Origin of the sequence: Mumia sp. ZJ1417 (assembly GCF_014127285.1) — a bacterium.
GTDB lineage: Bacteria > Actinomycetota > Actinomycetes > Propionibacteriales > Nocardioidaceae > Mumia.
This window is the reverse complement of sequence record NZ_CP059901.1, coordinates 3701968-3719075: the sequence shown is the minus strand read 5'-3', so window position 1 is coordinate 3719075 and position 17108 is coordinate 3701968. Positions and strand designations below refer to the sequence as shown.

16 protein-coding genes and 1 riboswitch are annotated in these 17108 nt (G+C 72.7%); of the genes, 8 read left to right on the top strand and 8 right to left on the bottom strand.

What is annotated here, in order from left to right; all coding sequences use genetic code 11:
- The first annotated feature begins 130 nt into the window (after nt 1-130).
- Entirely contained in the window at nt 131-418 is a 288-nt protein-coding gene (locus tag H4N58_RS17940) for a DUF3311 domain-containing protein (RefSeq protein ID WP_167006355.1), read from the top strand.
- Complete coding sequence (mctP, locus tag H4N58_RS17935) at nt 415-2076, top strand: monocarboxylate uptake permease MctP (protein ID WP_167006352.1); 1662 nt, start codon at nt 415-417, stop codon at nt 2074-2076. The genes H4N58_RS17940 and mctP overlap by 4 nt, the downstream gene beginning before the upstream one ends.
- Here the strand turns inward: mctP and H4N58_RS17930 are convergent.
- A complete protein-coding gene (locus H4N58_RS17930) occupies nt 2062-3075 on the bottom strand; it encodes an NAD-dependent epimerase/dehydratase family protein (RefSeq protein ID WP_167006349.1) in 1014 nt (337 codons plus the stop codon). The genes mctP and H4N58_RS17930 overlap by 15 nt on opposite strands.
- A 45-nt stretch (nt 3076-3120) precedes the next feature.
- Entirely contained in the window at nt 3121-4233 is a 1113-nt protein-coding gene (cobA, locus tag H4N58_RS17925) for a uroporphyrinogen-III C-methyltransferase (protein WP_167006346.1), read from the bottom strand.
- Nucleotides 4234-4385: 152 nt separating this feature from the next.
- On the opposite strand from cobA, the gene cbiE reads away from it, so the two are divergent.
- Nucleotides 4386-5594: a precorrin-6y C5,15-methyltransferase (decarboxylating) subunit CbiE gene (gene cbiE / locus H4N58_RS17920; RefSeq protein ID WP_167251390.1), complete on the top strand. Its 1209-nt coding sequence runs from the start codon at nt 4386-4388 to the stop codon at nt 5592-5594.
- 1 nt (nt 5595) lies between these two features.
- Here the strand turns inward: cbiE and H4N58_RS17915 are convergent, their stop codons facing one another.
- Together H4N58_RS17915 and H4N58_RS17910 are read right to left on the bottom strand one after the other, a co-directional pair.
- Nucleotides 5596-6126, bottom strand: a complete 531-nt coding sequence (locus tag H4N58_RS17915; protein ID WP_167251392.1) for a DUF1440 domain-containing protein — start codon at nt 6124-6126, stop codon at nt 5596-5598.
- Between the two features lie 18 nt (nt 6127-6144).
- Nucleotides 6145-8010, bottom strand: coding sequence for an endonuclease/exonuclease/phosphatase family protein (locus H4N58_RS17910; protein ID WP_167251394.1), 1866 nt, complete (start codon nt 8008-8010; stop codon nt 6145-6147).
- Nucleotides 8011-8310: 300 nt separating this feature from the next.
- Between H4N58_RS17910 and H4N58_RS17905 the strand changes: the two genes are divergently transcribed.
- The 5 genes from H4N58_RS17905 to H4N58_RS17885 all read left to right on the top strand — a co-directional run bounded on the left by H4N58_RS17905 (nt 8311) and on the right by H4N58_RS17885 (nt 13344).
- Nucleotides 8311-8913 (top strand): pyridoxamine 5'-phosphate oxidase family protein, encoded by a 603-nt coding sequence (locus tag H4N58_RS17905; RefSeq protein ID WP_243845142.1) that lies wholly within the window; start codon nt 8311-8313, stop codon nt 8911-8913.
- Nucleotides 8893-9029: riboswitch (cobalamin riboswitch) on the top strand. It overlaps the preceding gene by 21 nt.
- A gap of 78 nt (nt 9030-9107) precedes the next feature.
- On the top strand, nt 9108-9806 hold the full coding sequence (locus tag H4N58_RS17900; protein WP_167006334.1) for a hypothetical protein: 699 nt from the start codon (nt 9108-9110) through the stop codon (nt 9804-9806).
- A 3-nt stretch (nt 9807-9809) separates the two neighbouring features.
- The gene (locus H4N58_RS17895; protein ID WP_167006331.1) at nt 9810-10892 is read left to right on the top strand and encodes an energy-coupling factor transporter transmembrane component T; all 1083 of its coding nucleotides are present in this window, start codon (nt 9810-9812) and stop codon (nt 10890-10892) included.
- Nucleotides 10889-12514 (top strand): ABC transporter ATP-binding protein, encoded by a 1626-nt coding sequence (locus H4N58_RS17890; RefSeq protein ID WP_167251396.1) that lies wholly within the window; start codon nt 10889-10891, stop codon nt 12512-12514. Before H4N58_RS17895 ends, H4N58_RS17890 begins: the two co-directional genes overlap by 4 nt.
- Nucleotides 12511-13344: an ECF transporter S component gene (locus H4N58_RS17885; protein ID WP_243845143.1), complete on the top strand. Its 834-nt coding sequence runs from the start codon at nt 12511-12513 to the stop codon at nt 13342-13344. The genes H4N58_RS17890 and H4N58_RS17885 overlap by 4 nt, the downstream gene beginning before the upstream one ends.
- Here H4N58_RS17885 and H4N58_RS17880 read toward each other — a convergent pair.
- From H4N58_RS17880 to H4N58_RS17865, 4 genes are read right to left on the bottom strand one after another with little or no spacing between them, the layout of a single operon-like run.
- Nucleotides 13341-14078 carry a FadR/GntR family transcriptional regulator gene (locus H4N58_RS17880; protein WP_167251398.1) on the bottom strand — a complete coding sequence of 246 codons (738 nt, stop codon included), beginning with the start codon at nt 14076-14078 and terminating at the stop codon, nt 13341-13343. The two genes, H4N58_RS17885 and H4N58_RS17880, sit on opposite strands and share 4 nt — an antisense overlap.
- A gap of 37 nt (nt 14079-14115) precedes the next feature.
- Complete coding sequence (locus tag H4N58_RS17875; RefSeq protein WP_167006322.1) at nt 14116-14895, bottom strand: 3-oxoacyl-ACP reductase; 780 nt, start codon at nt 14893-14895, stop codon at nt 14116-14118.
- Nucleotides 14892-16397: an aldehyde dehydrogenase gene (locus H4N58_RS17870; RefSeq protein ID WP_167251400.1), complete on the bottom strand. Its 1506-nt coding sequence runs from the start codon at nt 16395-16397 to the stop codon at nt 14892-14894. The genes H4N58_RS17875 and H4N58_RS17870 overlap by 4 nt, the downstream gene beginning before the upstream one ends.
- Nucleotides 16394-17101 carry a gamma-glutamyl-gamma-aminobutyrate hydrolase family protein gene (locus H4N58_RS17865; RefSeq protein WP_243843047.1) on the bottom strand — a complete coding sequence of 236 codons (708 nt, stop codon included), beginning with the start codon at nt 17099-17101 and terminating at the stop codon, nt 16394-16396. Before H4N58_RS17865 ends, H4N58_RS17870 begins: the two co-directional genes overlap by 4 nt.
- Between the last annotated feature and the right edge of the window lie 7 nt (nt 17102-17108).

Genomic DNA, 17108 nt, shown 5'->3' with positions numbered 1-17108 from the left:
CCGACCGCTCACCGACGTCGACGGCGCGGGCCGTGGACGGCGCACGGGGCCGGTGCCAGCCTGTGTGACCGCAGTCACACCGGGTACGTCCTCCCCGGGACCCCGCAATGCCTCGAGAGAGCGAGACGTGATGACCTCCGGAAACGACCGGGCCGACGACCCGACCCTGCACGAAACCACTCCACCGGCGAATCGTGCGCTGCTGACCCTCGCAGCCGTGCTGCTCGCCATCCCCGTGATCGCCCTGCTGTGGGTCGACTCGTACGCACGTGTCGACCCGAAGCTCGGTCCCTGGCCGTTCTTCTTCTGGTACCAGTTCCTCTGGGTCTTCATCACCGCCGCGCTGACGTACACGTCGTACCGGATCGTCCTCGTGGCCCGCCCGCACCGTCCGATGCACGAGGGCGACGAGCGATGAACGACATCAACGGGGTCGCCCTCACGATCTTGATCCTGCTCTTCGCGCTCGTCACCGTGATGGGCTTCTACGCGGCGCGCTGGCGCCGCCCGCACTCGATGGAGTCGCTCGACGAGTGGGGGCTCGGGGGTCGCAAGTTCGGCACCTGGGTCACGTGGTTCCTTCTCGGCGGCGACCTCTACACGGCGTACACGTTCGTCGCCGTGCCCGCGGCGATGTTCGCAACCGGCGCCGTCGCGGGCTTCTTCGCGGTGCCGTACACGATCGTGCTCTATCCGATCATCTTCGTGTTCATGGCGCGGCTGTGGTCGGTGAGCCACCGGCACGGGTACGTGACGCCCGCCGACTTCGTGCGCGGGCGCTACAGCAGCCGCGGCCTGACCCTCGCGATCGCGATCACCGGATTCCTGGCGACCATGCCGTACATCGCGCTCCAGCTCGTCGGCATCCAGGCCGTGCTCGAGGTCGCGGGTCTCGGCGGCGGCTCCAACTGGGTCGCCAAGGACGCGCCGCTGTTCATCGCGTTCGCGCTGCTCGCCGCCTACACGTACTCGTCGGGGCTGCGCGCGCCCGCGGTCATCGCGTTCGTGAAGGACGCGCTGATCTATCTGGTCATCATCGTCGCGATCATCTATCTCCCCTCGAAGGTCGGCGGCTGGGAGGCGATCTTCGGTGCGGCCGAGGAGAAGATGGCCACACCCAACCCTGCGACCGGTGCACCGACCGGCTCGTTCATCCCGACCGGCATTGACGCCCACTGGGCGTACGCGACCTTGGCGCTCGGCTCTGCGCTCGCGCTGTTCATGTACCCGCACTCGATCACGGCGACGCTGTCCAGCCAGAGCCGCAACACGATCCGGCGCAACGCGTCGATCCTGCCGGCGTACTCGTTCATCCTGGGTCTGCTCGCGCTGCTCGGCTGGGTCGCGATCGCGGCCGGGACGCAACCCGTCGGGCTCGACGGTGAGCCGAACGCGCAGCTGGTGATCCCGCAGCTGTTCGAGGACATGTTCCCGTCGTGGTTCGCGGGCGTGGCCTGGGCGGCGATCGCGATCGGAGCTCTGGTGCCTGCGGCGATCATGTCGATCGCGGCGGCGAACACGTTCACGCGCAACGTCTACAAGGAGTTCGTCAGACCGGACGCCACCCCGAAGCAAGAGGCGAAGGTCTCCAAGCTCGCCTCGCTCGTGGTGAAGGTGTTCGCGCTGGCGTTCGTGCTGACGCTCGACAAGCAGAACGCGATCAACTTCCAGCTGCTGGGCGGCATCTGGATCCTGCAGACGCTGCCGGCGATCGTGTTCAGCCTCTACACGAAGTGGTTCCACCGCTGGGGTCTGCTCCTCGGCTGGGCCGTCGGGATGGTGTACGGGACGATCAGCGCGTACCAGGTCGTCAACCCGGTCACGGGCGCGCACTTCGGAGGGTCGCTCGACCCGATCCCGATCATCGGGCACCTCGGATACATCGCGCTGACGGCGTTCGTCATCAACGTGGGGGTGGCGGCGGTCGTCACGCTCGCACTGCGGGCCGGCAAGGTCTCGAACGGGACCGACGAGACGATCGCGGGCGACTACTTCGCCGACGCGGGTGACCCGAGGGTCATGAAGACGCTGCCGGGGCTCGACGAGTCGGTGGAGGGCGTCTCAGACTCGCGATGAGTCGGGGTCAAGCGGCGGTGTAGGCCCGCCGGCGCCTTCCCGGGCGCCGGCGAGCATCTCACCGAGGGCCTCGGCGGCGTCGTGGCGAGGCTGCCACCCAAGCTCGGTCTTGGCACGCGCCGTCCCCAGCACGGGGACTCGCAGGAGCGCGTCGAAGAGGTCGCCGGGTGCGCCGGCGAGCCGCGCGCGCCACGCTCCCTCCAACGCGGCGCGCGCGATGCGTCGGGGCGCGGTGAACGTGTGCGCGCCGAAGACCTCGCCGAGCTCCTCGCGTCGTAGGAGACCGTCGGCGGCCACGTTGAACGCTCCCCGTACCGGCCGCTCCACGGCCTCGGCGTAGACCCGGGCGAGGTCGTCGGCGTGGACGGTCTGCAGACGCAGTCCCGACGGGATCGGGAGGAGAGGGAGCAGGCGGCGGTCGAGCATCCAAGGACGCAGCGCGGGAGCGCCGAAGATGCGCCGCTGCTCCGAGGCCGCCGAGCGCTGGAAGACGAAGGCCGGGCGTATGCGTACCACGCGCACCTCGGGGTGGGTGGCCTCGAATACGTCGAGCACCCGCTCGACGTAGGCCTTCTCACGGCAGTACGCGGCAGGAGACGGGCCGTCGGTCGGCCACGACTCGTCGACCGGGTCGTCGCCGCGCGCGGGGGAGTACGCGGCGACCGAGGACGCGCAAACGACCACACCGATGCCGGTCCGTGAGGCGGCCTCGAGCACCTTCCTCGTGCCGACCGCGTTCGCTCGCCACGTGGTGTCGGGATCGTGGGTGGGCTGGAACATCCAGGCCAGGTGCACGAGCGCGTCCGTGTCGACGAGGACCGGGTCGAGCGGCTCGTGGGCGACATCCGCGGCGTGCCAGTCGACGCCGTCCAGCGCCGTGCCACGGGAGCGCTCGGGTGAGCGCCGGGCAACCCCGGTCAGGGCGTGGCGCCTGCGGGTGAGCTCGCGCACCACGGCACTCCCGACGTTGCCGCTGGCTCCGGTGACGACGATCCGCACGTCCGCTCCCTCCGTCACCGGACGGGTACCCGGCGCAGGGAAGCATCAAACGCCGGTGGTCTCGGAGCCGGGGTCGAAGCCCGCGACCTTGCCGATCACCGTGATCGCCGGAGAGGCGATGCAGGCCTCGGCGATGCGCTCGGCGATCGTGGCCAGGTCCGCGCGGACCACGCGCTGCGTCGGCAGCGTCGCGTCGGCAACCGTCGCGGCGGGGGTCGCGGCGTCGAGGCCCTCGGTGATCAGTGTCGCGGTGATCGCCGGGAGCGTCGCCACGGCCATGAGCAGGACCAGGTCCGTGCCGGAGCGGGCGAGCGCTGCCCAGTCGAGGGTCGAGCGCGGGTCTCCCGGCGGCACGTGTCCGGAGACCACGGTGAAGCCCTGGCTCAGCCCGCGGTGCGTGACCGGGATGCCGGCCAGTGCCGGACCGGCGATCGCGGACGTGACGCCGGGGATGACGTCGACGGGGATGCCGGCGGCCACGCACGCCTCGAGCTCCTCGCCGCCCCGCCCGAAGACGAAGGTGTCGCCGCCCTTGAGCCGTACGACACGCTTGCCGGCCGCGGCGTGCGCGACGAGGATCCGGTTGATCTCCTCCTGCGGGGTGGTGCGCCCGCGAGGGATCTTGCCGACGTCGACGATCTCGCAGCCGAGGCCGTGCAGGACGCCGAGGGGCGCCAGCCGGTCCGTGACGACGACGTCGGCCGAGCGTACGGCCTCCAGACCCGCCACCGTGATCAGCCCCGGGTCGCCCGGCCCGCCGCCCACGAGCACGACCCGTCCGCGATTCGGGCGGTTCTCCACGCTTTCGCCCCCGTCAGAACGTGGAGAACTGCCCGAATCGGGGACGGAGCACCAGGTGCCGGTCTCGGAGGCGTCGGAGGAGACCCGGGCGTCGAGCTGGGGATCGCCGGTCGCGAGGACGACGAGGTCGTGACCGGTGACGTCGGAGGGCTCGTACGCCCGCGCGTGCCACGTCAGGATGCCCCGGTCCGCGAGGTCGCTGATCGACTGCACGGTTTGCGGCGCGACGACCGTGACGCGGGCGCCGCCGTCGCGCAGGGCAGCGACGTGCGTGAGCGCTTCGGTGTCGCCGCCGACCACCAGGACGCGGCGGCCGGAGACGGGAAGGGTGGCTCGGAACCCCTCGGCGCGTGCCATCAGCGCGGTCGTCCTCTCGTTCGCGGATGAGTCCTCGATGGTAGGCGCGGAATTCCCGCACGGGTCGTACCCGCCGCATCGCGGACAATCTGCTCGATCACACTCCGCCCGGGCTTGGGCTCTGCCCGCTCGGACGGATAGCGTCTGCACCCATGCAGCGGATCACGGTCGTAGGCATGGGCGCGGACGGCTGGGAGGGTCTCGCCATGGAGTCGCGCCGGCTCGTCCGTGAGGCCGAGGTGGTCATGGGCGGCAAGCGACACCTCGAGACCGTTCCGTGGGCGTGGTGGCAGGTCCGGGTCGAGTGGCCGCACCCGCTCGACGAGGTGCTGCCGGCTCTGCTCGACGAGCACGAGGGCAAGCGCGTCGTCGTCCTCTCGTCCGGCGACCCCCTCGTCGCCGGGATCGGGACGACGCTCGTCCGGATGCTCGGCGCCGAGTATGTCGAGATCGTGCCGACCGTGTCGTCGGAGGCGCTCGCACGCGCACGCATGCACTGGTCGTACGAGGAGACCTCGCTGGTCTCGCTCGTCGGCCGCGACGTCCGCCAGCTCGTCCCGCACCTCGCGCCCGGGCGCAGGCTGGTGGTGCTGTCGAACGACGGCGGCACGCCCTCGTCGGTGGCCGCGCTGCTGGTCGCCCAGGGGTACGGGGACACGAGGATGACCGTGCTCGGAGACCTCGGCGGGCTCACCGAGTCGCGTGCCGACGCGACGGCGGCGTCGTGGAACGTCCGGGTCGCCTCCGAGCTCAACGTGGTCTGCCTCGACTGCGTCGCCGACGCGTCCCGCCGTTCCGCGATGTCGAGCGTCCCGGGTCTGCCGGACAGCGCCTTTGGAGAGGGAGGCGCGGTCGTGCCGCGCGACGTCCGTACGGCCGCGCTGGCGCGCCTCGCTCCTGCCGCCGGCGACCTGCTCTGGGGGCTCGGACCGGGAGCCGCCTCGGTCGCGATCGAGTGGGTGCGCGCCGAGCCGCTGGCCTCGGGCGTCGTCGTCGAGCCCGACCGCGCAGGCCTCGTCCGCACGAAGGAGTCGGCGGCCGACCTCGGCGTTCCCGAGCTGCGCGTCGTCGAGGGAACGCTGCCCGAGGCCCTCGACGCCCTGGCGGCACCCGATGCTGTCTTTCTCGGTGCCCGTGGCTCCGACACCGCGCTCGTCGAAGCCGCCTGGAGCGTGCTGCGCCCGGGCGGACGTCTCGTCGTGCACGCCGTCACGCTCGACGACGAGGCCGCGCTGATCGATCGCTTCCGCAAGCACGGCGGTGAGCTGGTCCGGATCGCCGTGGACGCCGTCTTCTCGGGCGGCGGCTCGATCGCCTGGAAGCCGTCCCGGCCCGTCATGCAGTGGAGCGCGGTGCGCTGACTTACGGCAGGACCCGGTCGAGCAGCCGGCGAGACACCTCCAGCGTCACCCCATAGACGGCGTGGCTGCCGCTCTCCCACAGCACGGCCGACGCCGGGAGCGTCCACGGTGGCTCCTGGATCCCCGCCGCCGGCAGCCCCGTCCCGTGGGTGGCTGCATAGAGCGCGATCCCCGCAGGCGCGCCGCCCCCGCTCGTCACGCCGGGGAAGCGCGCGGCAAGCGCCCCGTACGCGGCGCCGGCCACGGCACCGAACACGTAGTGGATCGCCGTGCTGGCACGGACCTTCTGGGCGGTGTCGAGCACGGTCCCGTCGCGCAGCTCGGCGACCTCCGCGGCGACGACGGCCGGCGGCATGTTCTCCGGGTGGCCGCTCGGGTCAGTCCCGACGAGGCGCTTCTGCCACACCTGCGGCGGGACCACCTGCTCCGCGGCGCGCTGCAGCGCAGGCTCGGTCACGGCCTTGACGTACGACGCGGGCAGCGACGCGAGGGCGCCGACGGCCGCGCCGCGGAGCATCCGGTGAGCGCTCATCCGGCCACGGTACGCGGGTCAGCCGCGTGGCGTGAGCGTCACCGAGGCGGGTAGGTGGTCGGAGGCCTGCGAGCCGCCGACGCGCGGCGCGGACGGAGCGAGGTCGGGGCTGACGAGCAGGTGGTCGATGCGTGCCGTCGGCCGGTCCGCCGGCGAGGTCGGGTCTGCGCCGTCGAGGGCGTCGACGAGCCCGAGGCCCACAAGCAGCGCGTACGAGGTGCTGCCCGGCTGCGTGTTGAGGTCACCGCCGAGGACGAGCGGGAGACCGTCGGCGAGCCGGGTCCGGAGCATCGCGGCGAGATCCTCGGTCTGCGGGCCGACGCCTTCATCGCCGTCGTTCGGCTGCAGGTGCGTCGACACGAACCACGTCGGTGCCCCCGCGAGGTCGAGCCGTACGGACAACGCCTGGGCTCCGGTCACCGCGCCGTGCGACGGCAGCGGGGTCCCGACCGACTCCTCGACCGGCAGCGCTGTGAGCACCGCGTCGCCCCACACCGGGTCGGCCGCGGGCGCGAACACGGCGTCGCGGTCGAGCATCCGCTCGAGGATCGCGAGCTCGTCCTGGCCGCCGTTGAGATACCACCCGCGGTCGACCTCGCTGAGCAGCGCGACCTCGCTCGACCGCAGGGTCTCGGCGACGAGGTCGGGGCGGAACGTGCCGTCCATGCCGTAGCCCATGCGCAGGTTGTACGCGGTCACGCGCACGCTCCCCGAGGCGGGCAGGTCGGGGCCCGCGACGTCGTCGAGCGCCGGGACAGTGAGCCCGGGGCCGAGCCACGCGACGGTGCCGGCGAGGAGGCCGAGGCCGCCCAGGAGGACGGGCGACACGCGCGCCGCCCCCGTACGGTCGGTGCCGGCCGCGCGCGGGGCCCCGGTCGCCGCGACGACGGCGAGCACTGCCGCTGCGAGGACGACGACGATGTCCGCACGGTAGCCGAGGTCGTACCCGGCGTAGTAGACGAACAGCAGCGCCACCCACACGAGCCCGCCGAGCGCCAGGGTCGCGGCACGCGCCGGTCGGCCGTGGTCGGAGGCGGCCCACAGGTGGGTGAGCGCGGGAAGCCCGACGGCGTACGCCGCCAGAGTCCACGTCGGCGACACCGCCGGAATGCCGTCGACGTCGGCGGTCACGAGCAGCGCCACGGCGCTCGCCGCGACGAGGATCACCGCCGCCGCCCACGCCGTCGCGCGGCGCGGCCGCACGGCCGCTGTCGCTACTGCGGCAACCGATGCGAGCGCGACGACGACCAGCCCGGCCGTCCCCGCGACCGCCGACGCGCGGCCCGCGTTCGCGAAGACGATGCCGGCGAGGAGGAGGCCGGGCATCACCAGCCAGGCCGTACGACGTGCCGCTGCCCTCGACCGGTGGTCGCGCGCGAGCCGCCATGCCACCGCGGCGCCCACGACCTGGACGACGAGCAGCACCCAGCCCCACGCGTCACCGCGCCAGACCGCACCCCACGTCCCGAGGGCCGCATGCGTCACCGTCCCGAGCGAGAGGCCTGCCGCGAGGCCGACGACGAGCACGTCCCCGTACGAGGTTGCCGCCAGCGAGAGCCACGCGATGCCCGCGGCGATCCCGAGCGAGGCGGCGACGAGCTGAGCCTGCCCGCCGTCGGTCAGCTGCAGGGCGGTCCGGCACACGAGCGCGACGGCCAGCGCGCCCGCGGCCACGCCCGTGGCGTGGCGCCGCGCGAGAAGCGCGACCACCGCGCCGACCGCGACGCATCCGAGCGCGTACGCGCCCATCAGCTCGGGCGGCGTCGACGCGGCCTGTCCGAAGATCGTGATCAGCGAGGGCGCCCACACGCGGACGAGGTCGCCGAGGACCCAGACCCCGACGGCGACGACGAGCGTGGCGGCGGTACGAGGCGGGAGCGTCATGGACGAGTTCTACCGGTACGGAGGCTGCTGCGGCCAGTGGCGCTTGGTGTCGGGCCTGCGTCGATGGCGATGCGGAGCGGTGTGAGCCGGCCGAGCGACGCCGGACGTCGCCGGGTGAGCACGAGGATCGTCGTGAGCCCGAGCACGACGACTAGCGCCGGGGGAGCCCCATCGACACCGGCACGACGAGGACGAAGACGAGGTTCTCGCACGCGTAAGAGCGCGCCGAGAGGGGGATAGTCACGGCGACATCAACCGGCCGTCCGGGTCAGCCCTGGTGAGGCCGCTAGTGTCGGCCCCGTGAGCGCGCGTGATCGGCACGTCCCGGAGCCGGGGGAGGACCTCCCCGATCCGCTCGACCTGCTGGCCTCGTGGCTCGGTCCCGTCCCGGGCGCGGAGCCACCGCTGATGACGCTCGCCACGCGCGAGATCGACGGCGCGCCCGACGCCCGTACGGTCATGGTCAACGGGTGCAACGGCGAGCGGATCTCGTTCCACAGCGACAGCCGCGCCCGCAAGGTCGCCCAGCTCACGGCCTACCCGTACGCCGTCGGCGTCCTCGTGTGGCCGGAGGAAGCGAGGCAGCTGGTGGTCGCCGGCGCGACCGAGCGGGCGACGGACGACGAGGCGGCGCGGCTGTTCGAGGCATGTCCGCGTGACCTCCAGCTGCTGGCGTGGCTCAACGATCCGCGCCTTGCCCGGCTGCCCCGCGAGGAACGCCAGGAGGAGTGGCGCCGCTTCGACGAGGCCCATCCCGTCCTCGTGCCACCGCCGACATGGCTCTGCTTCCACCTCGTTCCGCAGCGCCTGACGTTCTGGGCTGGCGACGACGACGGACCGAGCACGAGGTGCGAGGCCAGGCGTGAAGGCGACGACTGGACGGTGCACCGCCTCCCCGGCTGACCGGTTAGGCTGAGTGCGGCAAAAGGGAAAGCCGGTCGAAGTCCGGCGCTGACCCGCAACCGTAGGCCTCCCCTAAGAGGCGAGCCGGAGCACCTGCTGCCAGCTCCGCGATCCGCTCCGCGATCCGGAGTCCACCTCCGTGTGCTGCCGAGGACAACGGGCCCCGCCCGTCGCAGCAGGAAGGAACCGCTCGCATGCGCACGCTCGCCGCTGCCGCCGCTCTTCTCGTAGGGGCCGCCCTCCCCGTCCTGGGGACCACCCAGTCCGCCCACGCCGCCGACGGGGTGTGCACCGACGCGTCGGGCACCACCGTCGTCGTCGACTTCACCGATCTCGGCGGCGACGTCGAGGTCAAGTGCGCCGAAGACTCCGCCGGCATGACCGGCATGCAGGCGCTCGAGGCCGCGGGCTTCGAGGTCACCCCGGTGACCGGCAGCGGGATGACGGGCGCCTGCCGCATCGACGGTCAGCCTGCGGAGGACGAGGCGCTCGACCTCGATGGTCGCCGCTACACCGAGAAGTGCCAGGAGTTCCCGCCCGGCGGGGCGTACTGGTCCTTCTATGTCGCCCCCGCCGACGGGACCTGGGCGTACGCGGCGAAGGGCGCCGACGTCAACGCCTCCGTCCCCGGCGGGTACGAGGGATGGCGCTTCCAGCTCAACCAGCCGGCTGAGTCCACACCGATGCCCGACTTCGACCCGGCGAACCCGCCGACCGCGGCGGCCTCGGACTCCTCGGACAAGGCCGACGCCGCCGCCGACACCAGCGACGAGGACGCCGACGACGAGAACGACGGCACCTCGATCGTCTGGATCGGGATCGCGGTCGCCATCCTGCTCGCCGTCGCGATCGCCGTCACTCTTGTGCGACGCCGCAGCGGCGAGGACGTCTGAGCCGTGCCCGAGCGCCGTACCCGGCGTGACCTGCATCCCGGAGCCTGGTGGGTGTGGGCGCTCGGGCTTGCGGTCGCGGCCACCCGCACGTACGACGTGCTGCTCCTGGGGCTCGTGATCGGTGTGGCCTCGCTGGTGGTCCTTGCGCGTCGGCCGGTCGCGCCGTGGGCGATGTCGTTCCGGCTCTATCTGGGCCTCGGTGCCCTGGTCATCGTGATCCGGGTGCTGTTCGGGGTGCTCCTCGGCGGAGCATCCACCGGGACCGTGATCCTCGATCTGCCCCAGGTGCCGCTGCCGTCGTGGGCCGACGGCGTGCGGCTGCTTGGTCCGGTCACGGCGGAGTCGCTGCAGCGGTCGTTCGCGGCGGGTCTCCAGCTCGCGGCGCTGATCATCTGCGTCGGCGCCGCGAACTCGCTGGCCAACCCGCGCCGCCTGCTCAAGTCGCTGCCGGCGGCGCTATACGAGGTCGGAGCCGCCGTCGTGGTCGCGATGACGCTGTTCCCGCAGCTCGCCGAGTCGGTCGGACGCGTCCGTCGTGCCCGGCGGTTGCGGGGTGACTCGTCGCGCAACATGCGGGCGCTGCGGTCGATCGTGATCCCGGTGATGGAGGACGCGCTCGACCGCTCGATGCAGCTCGCGGCGTCGATGGACGCGCGCGGGTACGGACGCAAGGGCACCGCCGACGCCCGTACGCGCAGGCTCACCGGCGTCCTGCTGCTCGGAGGACTGCTCGGCGTCTGCGTCGGTGCGTACGCGACCGCCGACCTCACCGCCCCGCGGATCCTCGCGGCGCCGATGCTGGTCGCCGGCTTCGCCGTGGCCGGGATCGGGTTCTGGCGCTCCGGGCGCAAGGTAGGGCACACCCGCTATCGGCCCGACCCGTGGCGTGGCTGGGAGTGGTTCACCGCGCTGTGCGGCGTCGCCGTCGCGGCGACCTTCTTCGTGGACTACACGCTGTCGCCGGTCGTCCTCGCGGGGCTCGTCGTCGCCGCGCTGCCGGCGCTGCTGACGCCCGAGCCGACGTCCCCGTACGCCGCGCTGCGGACCGCCTCCACCGCCCGTGCGGCCGAGGGGGTGGCGGCGTGATCGAGATCGAAAGCGTCACCGTCACGTACGACGGTGCGACGCGTCCGGTGCTGCGCGACGTCGATCTGCTCGTCGACGAGGGCGAGCTCGTCGTCGTCACAGGGCCGACGGGTGCGGGCAAGTCGTCGCTGCTCGGGCTGCTCAACGGACTCGTCCCGCACTTCACGGGTGGCAATCTCGACGGGACCGTGACCGTGGCCGGGCTGCGGACACAGGACCACCCGCCGCGCGAGCTCGCCGCGACCGTCGGCTGGGTCGGGCAGGACCCGCTCGCGGGATTCGTCACCGACACGGTGGAGGAGGAGCTCGCGTACGGGATGGAGCAGCTCGGCGTCGACCCGCAGGCGATGCGGCGCCGCGTCGAGGAGGCGTTGGACCTGCTCGGCATCGCCGACCTGCGGGCGCGGTCGCTTCGGTCGCTGTCGGGAGGCCAGCAGCAGCGGGTCGCGATCGGCGCGGTGCTCACGATGCACCCGCCCGTGCTCGTGCTCGACGAGCCGACGTCCGCGCTCGACCCGACGTCGGCGGAGGACGTCCTCGCGACGTTGGCGCGCCTCGTGCACGACCTGGGGACCACCGTCGTGCTCGCCGAGCACCGGCTCGAGCGGGTGGTGCCGTTCGCGGACGTGCTCGTGTACGTGGGGACCGACGGCTCGGTGACCGCCGGTGCGCCCGCGGCGATCCTGGCGACGAGCCCGATCGCGCCGCCGATCGTCGATCTCGGCCGCTTTGCCGGGTGGGACCCGCTCCCGCTGACCGTACGAGAGGCCCGCCGCACCTCCAAGACCCTGCGCAAGGAGCTCGCCGAGCTCCCGCCCCCGTTCCGTCCCCGATCTGTGCACACAACGGGGACGGGACCGGCGGGGCCGCTGCTGACGGCGCGCGGGGTCGAGGTGCGGTACGGGCCGCTGCTCGCCGTACGAGGGGTGGACCTCGACCTTCCCGCGGGTTCGGTCACGGCACTGATGGGGCGCAACGGCTCGGGCAAGTCCACGCTGCTCTGGGCCTTGCAGGGATCGGGATCGCGGCACGGCGGTGACGTCCAGGTCGCGGGGAAGGATCCTGCCCGGCTGTCCCGTACGCAGGCGCGGCGCCGGATCGGCCTGGTCCCGCAGACCGCGAGTGACCTTCTCTACCTCGAGTCGGTGGCGTCCGAGTGCGCGGCGGCGGATGCCGAGGCGGGTGCCGACGACGGCACGTGCACCGCGCTCCTCACCCGCCTCGCGGGCACGATCGACCCCGCGGCCAACCCGCGCGACCTCTCCGAGGGCCAGAAGCTCGCGCTCGTCCTCGCCGTCCAGCTCACCGCGGCGCCACGCGTGATGCTGCTCGACGAGCCGACGCGCGGTCTTGACTACGCGGCCAAGGACGCCCTCGCGACGATCCTGCGCGACCTCGCGGCGGGCGGCGGTGCCGTCCTGGTCGCGACGCACGACGTCGAGTTCGTCGCCGCCGTCGCGGATCGCGCCGCCGTGATGGCCGACGGTGAGGTCATCGCGGCCGGTGACGTCCGCGAGGTCCTGGCGACCTCGCCGGCGTTCGCCCCGCAGGTCACGAAGGTCCTCGGAGAGCCGTGGCTGACCGTCCGCGACGTCCGTACGGCCCTCGGGGAGCGCCCGTGAACGCGATCGCGCTCCGCCCCCGATCCACCGCCGTGCTGGTCCTCGCCACGGTCGCAGGGCTCGCGATGTTCGCCTGGCCGCTGCTGTTCGAGCCCGGGTCGAGCGGCCAGCAGGAGGCCCAGGCGCCGATGTACTTCGTGCTGCTCCTGCCGCTGCTCCTCCTCGTCGTCGCGGCCGAGCTGTCCGAAGGCGGGATGGACGCCAAGGCGCTCGCGATGCTCGGCGTGCTGTCCGCGATCCAGTGCGGGATGCGGGCGCTGAGCGCCGGGACGGCTGGGCTCGACCTCGTCTTTTTCCTGCTGATCCTCGCTGGACGCGTGTTCGGCGCCGGATTCGGCTTCTTGCTCGGGTGCACCTCGCTGTTCGCCTCGGCGCTGCTCACCGCCGGCGTCGGACCGTGGCTGCCGTTCCAGATGATGTGCGCGGCGTGGCTCGGGATGGGGGCCGGACTGCTCCCGAAGCACGTCACCGGTCGCTGGGAGATCGCGATGCTCACCGCGTACGGAGTCTTCGCGGCGTACTTCTACGGCGCGCTGCTCAACCTGTCCTTCTGGCCGTACCTCGCCGGCGTCGACCCGAGCGGCGAGCAGGGCCTCGCGTTCGTGCCCGGCGCGTCGCTCGCGGAGAACCTGCAGCGGTTCTTCTGGTTCACCCTGCTCACCTCGACCGGCTCGTGGGACACCGGCCGCGCGATCACCAACGCGGTCGCGATCGCCGTCCTCGGCCCCGCGGTGCTGATCACGCTGCGGCGTGCGGCACGGCGCGCGTCGTTCGGCCGTACTCCGACGTTTGGCGCAGCCGCGAGCCCTTCCGGCGTACGGCCGCGCTAGCTCAAGAACGCCCGCAGCAGCGCGGCGGAGCCCGCGAGATGCTCCTCCATCGCCGCGGCGGCACGGTCCGCGTCGCCGGTGAGGACAGCGATCACGATCGTCTCGTGCTGCTCGTCGGAGTGCGCGATGTTGCGGGGGAGCAGCGGGATGTGGTCGAGGAAGACGTTGACCTTGGTCCGGGCATCGGCGACCAGCGGCAGCAGCGACGGCGAGCCCGCGAGCTCGGCGAGCGTGAGGTGCAGCCGCGAGTCGAGCCGCCGGTAGTCCGCAGGCGAGGAGCCGCGTACGTCCTGCAGCCGTGACCACACCCCCTCGCGCTCGGCGGCACTGAGCGTGCGGCCGGCCGCCGCGCGGACGGCACCGACCTCGAGGATCTCGCGCAGGCGCAGCACGTCGTCGAGGTCGATCTCCTCCGCGCCGTCCGTCCCGTGGTGCGCGGCAGGCGGCAGCTTGTCGACCACGAACGTGCCGCCGTACCGGCCGCGCCGGGACACCAGGTAACCCGCGTCCGCCAGCGACCGGATCGCCTCGCGCACCGTGTCGCGGCTGACGCCGAGGCGCAGTGCCAGCTCACGCTCCGGCGGCAGCGAGCCGCCAGGCGCGACGACGCCGAGGCGCACGGTCTGCAAGAGGCGCGAGACGGTGTCCTCGAAGGCGTTGCCGGTACGCACGGGGCGCAGCAGCGCGTCCTCCACGCCGCCGTCGTCGCCCCCGTCGGACGGTGCGGTGCTCATCGCCGCGACCCTATCTCGGCACGTTCATGGCGGCGTGTCAGAGGGGCGTCACGTAGGCCGAGCTGATGCCGCCGTCGACCATGAACGTCGTGGCGGTGACGAACGAGGCATCGTCGCTGGCGAGGAACGCGACCGCCGCCGCCATCTCCTCGGGCTCGCCGAACCGGCCGACCGGCACGTGGACCAGGCGGCGTGCCGCCCGCTCCGGGTCCTTGGCGAACAGTTCCTGCAGCAGCGGCGTGTTGACCGGCCCCGGGCACAGCGCGTTGACCCGGATGCCCTGACGTGCGTACTGGACGCCGAGCTCGCGCGACATCGCGAGCACGCCGCCCTTGGATGCCGTGTAGGAGATCTGCGACGTCGCCGACCCCATCACCGCGACGAACGAGGCCGTGTTGATGATCGACCCGCGACCCGCGGGCACCATGCGGCGCAGCGCAGCGCGGCACGAGAAGTAGACGGACGTGAGGTTCACGTCCTGCACCCGCTGCCACGCGTCGATGCCGGTCGCCTCGATCAGGTCGTCCTCGGGAGGCGAGATGCCCGCGTTGTTGAACGCGATGTCGACCGCCCCGTATGCGTCGGCAGCGGCGTCGAACAGCGCGCTCACCTGTGCCTCGTCGGCGACGTCGACGGGGACGAATAGCCCGCCCACGGTCTCGGCGGCCTCCTTGCCGGCAGCCGGGTCGATGTCGCCGATGACGACCTTCGCGCCCTCGGCGGCCATCCGGGCGGCGCTCGCGAGCCCGATGCCGCTCGCACCCCCCGTGACGACGGCGACGCGGCCGGCGAGGCGCTGGGTGAGGTCGACGGTCATGCGGACTCCTCGGATGCTGGGTCCTCTTCGACGAGCACGCGTTGCTGGTTGCTTCCTGGCCCGTCTTCGACGGCCAGGCTGTGCTGGTTGCTTCCTGGCCCGTCTTCGACGGCCAGGCTGTGCTGGTTGCTTCCTGGCCCGTCTTCGACGGCCAGGAAGACGTTCTTGGTCTCGGTGAAGGCGAACGGGGCGTCGGGTCCGAGCTCACGCCCGATCCCGGACTGCTTGAACCCTCCGAACGGGGTCGAGTAGCGCACCGACGCGTGCGAGTTGACCGACAGGTTGCCCGCCTCGACCGCACGAGCGACCCGCATCGCACGTGAGACGTCACGCGTCCAGATCGAGCCGGACAGCCCGTACGCGGTGTCATTCGCGAGCGCGATCGCGTCCGCCTCGTCGCGGAACCGCTGCACCGTCACGACGGGCCCGAAGATCTCCTCCACGACCGTCCGGTCGGTGCGCGACGACGGCGTGAGCACGGTCGGTGCGAACCAGTAGCCCGGTCCGTCCGGCGCCGATCCGCGGAAGGCGACGGGCGCGTCGTCCGGCACGTACGAGGCGACCTTCGCCAGGTGCGCCGCCGACACCAGCGGCCCCATCTCCGTCGTCTCGTCGCCCGGGTCGCCGACGCGCACTCCCGCGACGGCAGGCTCGAGCAGCTCCATGAACCGCTCGTACGCCGACTCCTGGACGAGGATGCGGCTGCGGGCGCAGCAGTCCTGCCCTGCGTTGTCGAAGACCCCGTACGGGGCCGTCGCTGCGGCGCGCTCGAGATCGGCGTCGGCGAAGACGACGTTGGCGCTCTTGCCGCCGAGCTCCAATGTCACGTTCGTGATCGTCGGTGCGGCCGCGGCCATCACCCGCGCACCGGTGGTCGTGGACCCGGTGAAGACCACCTTGCCGACGCCCGGATGCGTGACGAGCCGCTCGCCGAGCACCGAGCCCTTGCCCGGCAGCACCTGCAGGAGGCCCTCGGGCAGCCCGGCCTCCGACGCCAGCTCGCCGAGCCGGATCGTCGTGAGCGGCGTCCACTCGGCGGGTTTGACCAGCACCGCGTTGCCGGCCGCGAGCGCGGGTGCGAAGCCCCACGACGCGATCGTCATCGGGAAGTTCCACGGCGTGATGACGCCGACCACGCCGATCGGCTCGGCGAACGTGAGGTCGACGCCGCCCGCGACCGGGATCTGCCGCCCGAACAACCGCTCGGGCGCCGCCGCGTAGTAGGTCAGCACGTCCGCGACGTGGCCGGCCTCCCAGCGCGCCTGCCCGATCGGGTGCCCGCTGTTGGCGACCTCGAGCGCCGCCAGCTCCTCGACGTGCGCGCGGACGACGCCGGAGAACGCCCGCATCGCCTCCCCCCGTCCGGCCGGAGCGAGCCGCGCCCACGCCCGCTGGGCCGTACGGGCGCGCGCGACGGCGTCGTCGACGGCCTCGGCATCGAGCAGCGTGAGCGTCGTGAGGACCGAGCCGTCGGCCGGGTTGTGGACGTCGGTCGTGGTCATACGCGGAGCTCCTGGCGGTCGGCCGCGGCGTCGACGAGCGCGGCGAAGAGTCGGAGGTCGTCGAGGGTCTCCTCGGGATGCCACTGGACGGCGACGACGAACGGCGCGGACGGCAGCTCGACGGCCTCCACCGTGCCGTCGTCGGCGCGGGCACTGACGACCAGCCCGTCGCCGAGCCGGTCGAGGCCCTGGTGGTGGTAGCACTGGGCGTCGACCGCGTCACCGACGATCGTGGCCAGCCTCGTACCGGGGACGATCCGGGCGGTCGTCGTGGAGAACACGGCGTCACCGAGCTGGTGGCGCGCGTGCCCGACGACGTCGGGGAGGTGCTGGTGAAGCGTGCCCCCGAGCGCGACGTTGAGCATCTGCGCGCCACGGCAGATACCGAGCACCGGCAGGTCGCGTACGAGCGCGCCGTCGAGCAGCGCGCGCTCCCACGCGTCGCGGTCGCGCCGCGGCTCGTCGGTGAGTGGGTGCGGCTCCTGCCGGTACGAGGTGGGGTCGACGTCCTTGCCTCCGGTGAGGACGAGGCCGTCGAGCCCGTCGAGGACGCGCGCCGCGCCGTCGGGCGGCTGGGGCGGCAGCAGCACGGCGACGCCACCGGCCCGGGTGATCGCGTCGAAGTAGATCCGCGGCAGGAACGATGCCTGGACGTCCCACACGCCGGTGGCCGACTGCTCGAGATAGGTCGTCAGTCCGATCACCGGTCGC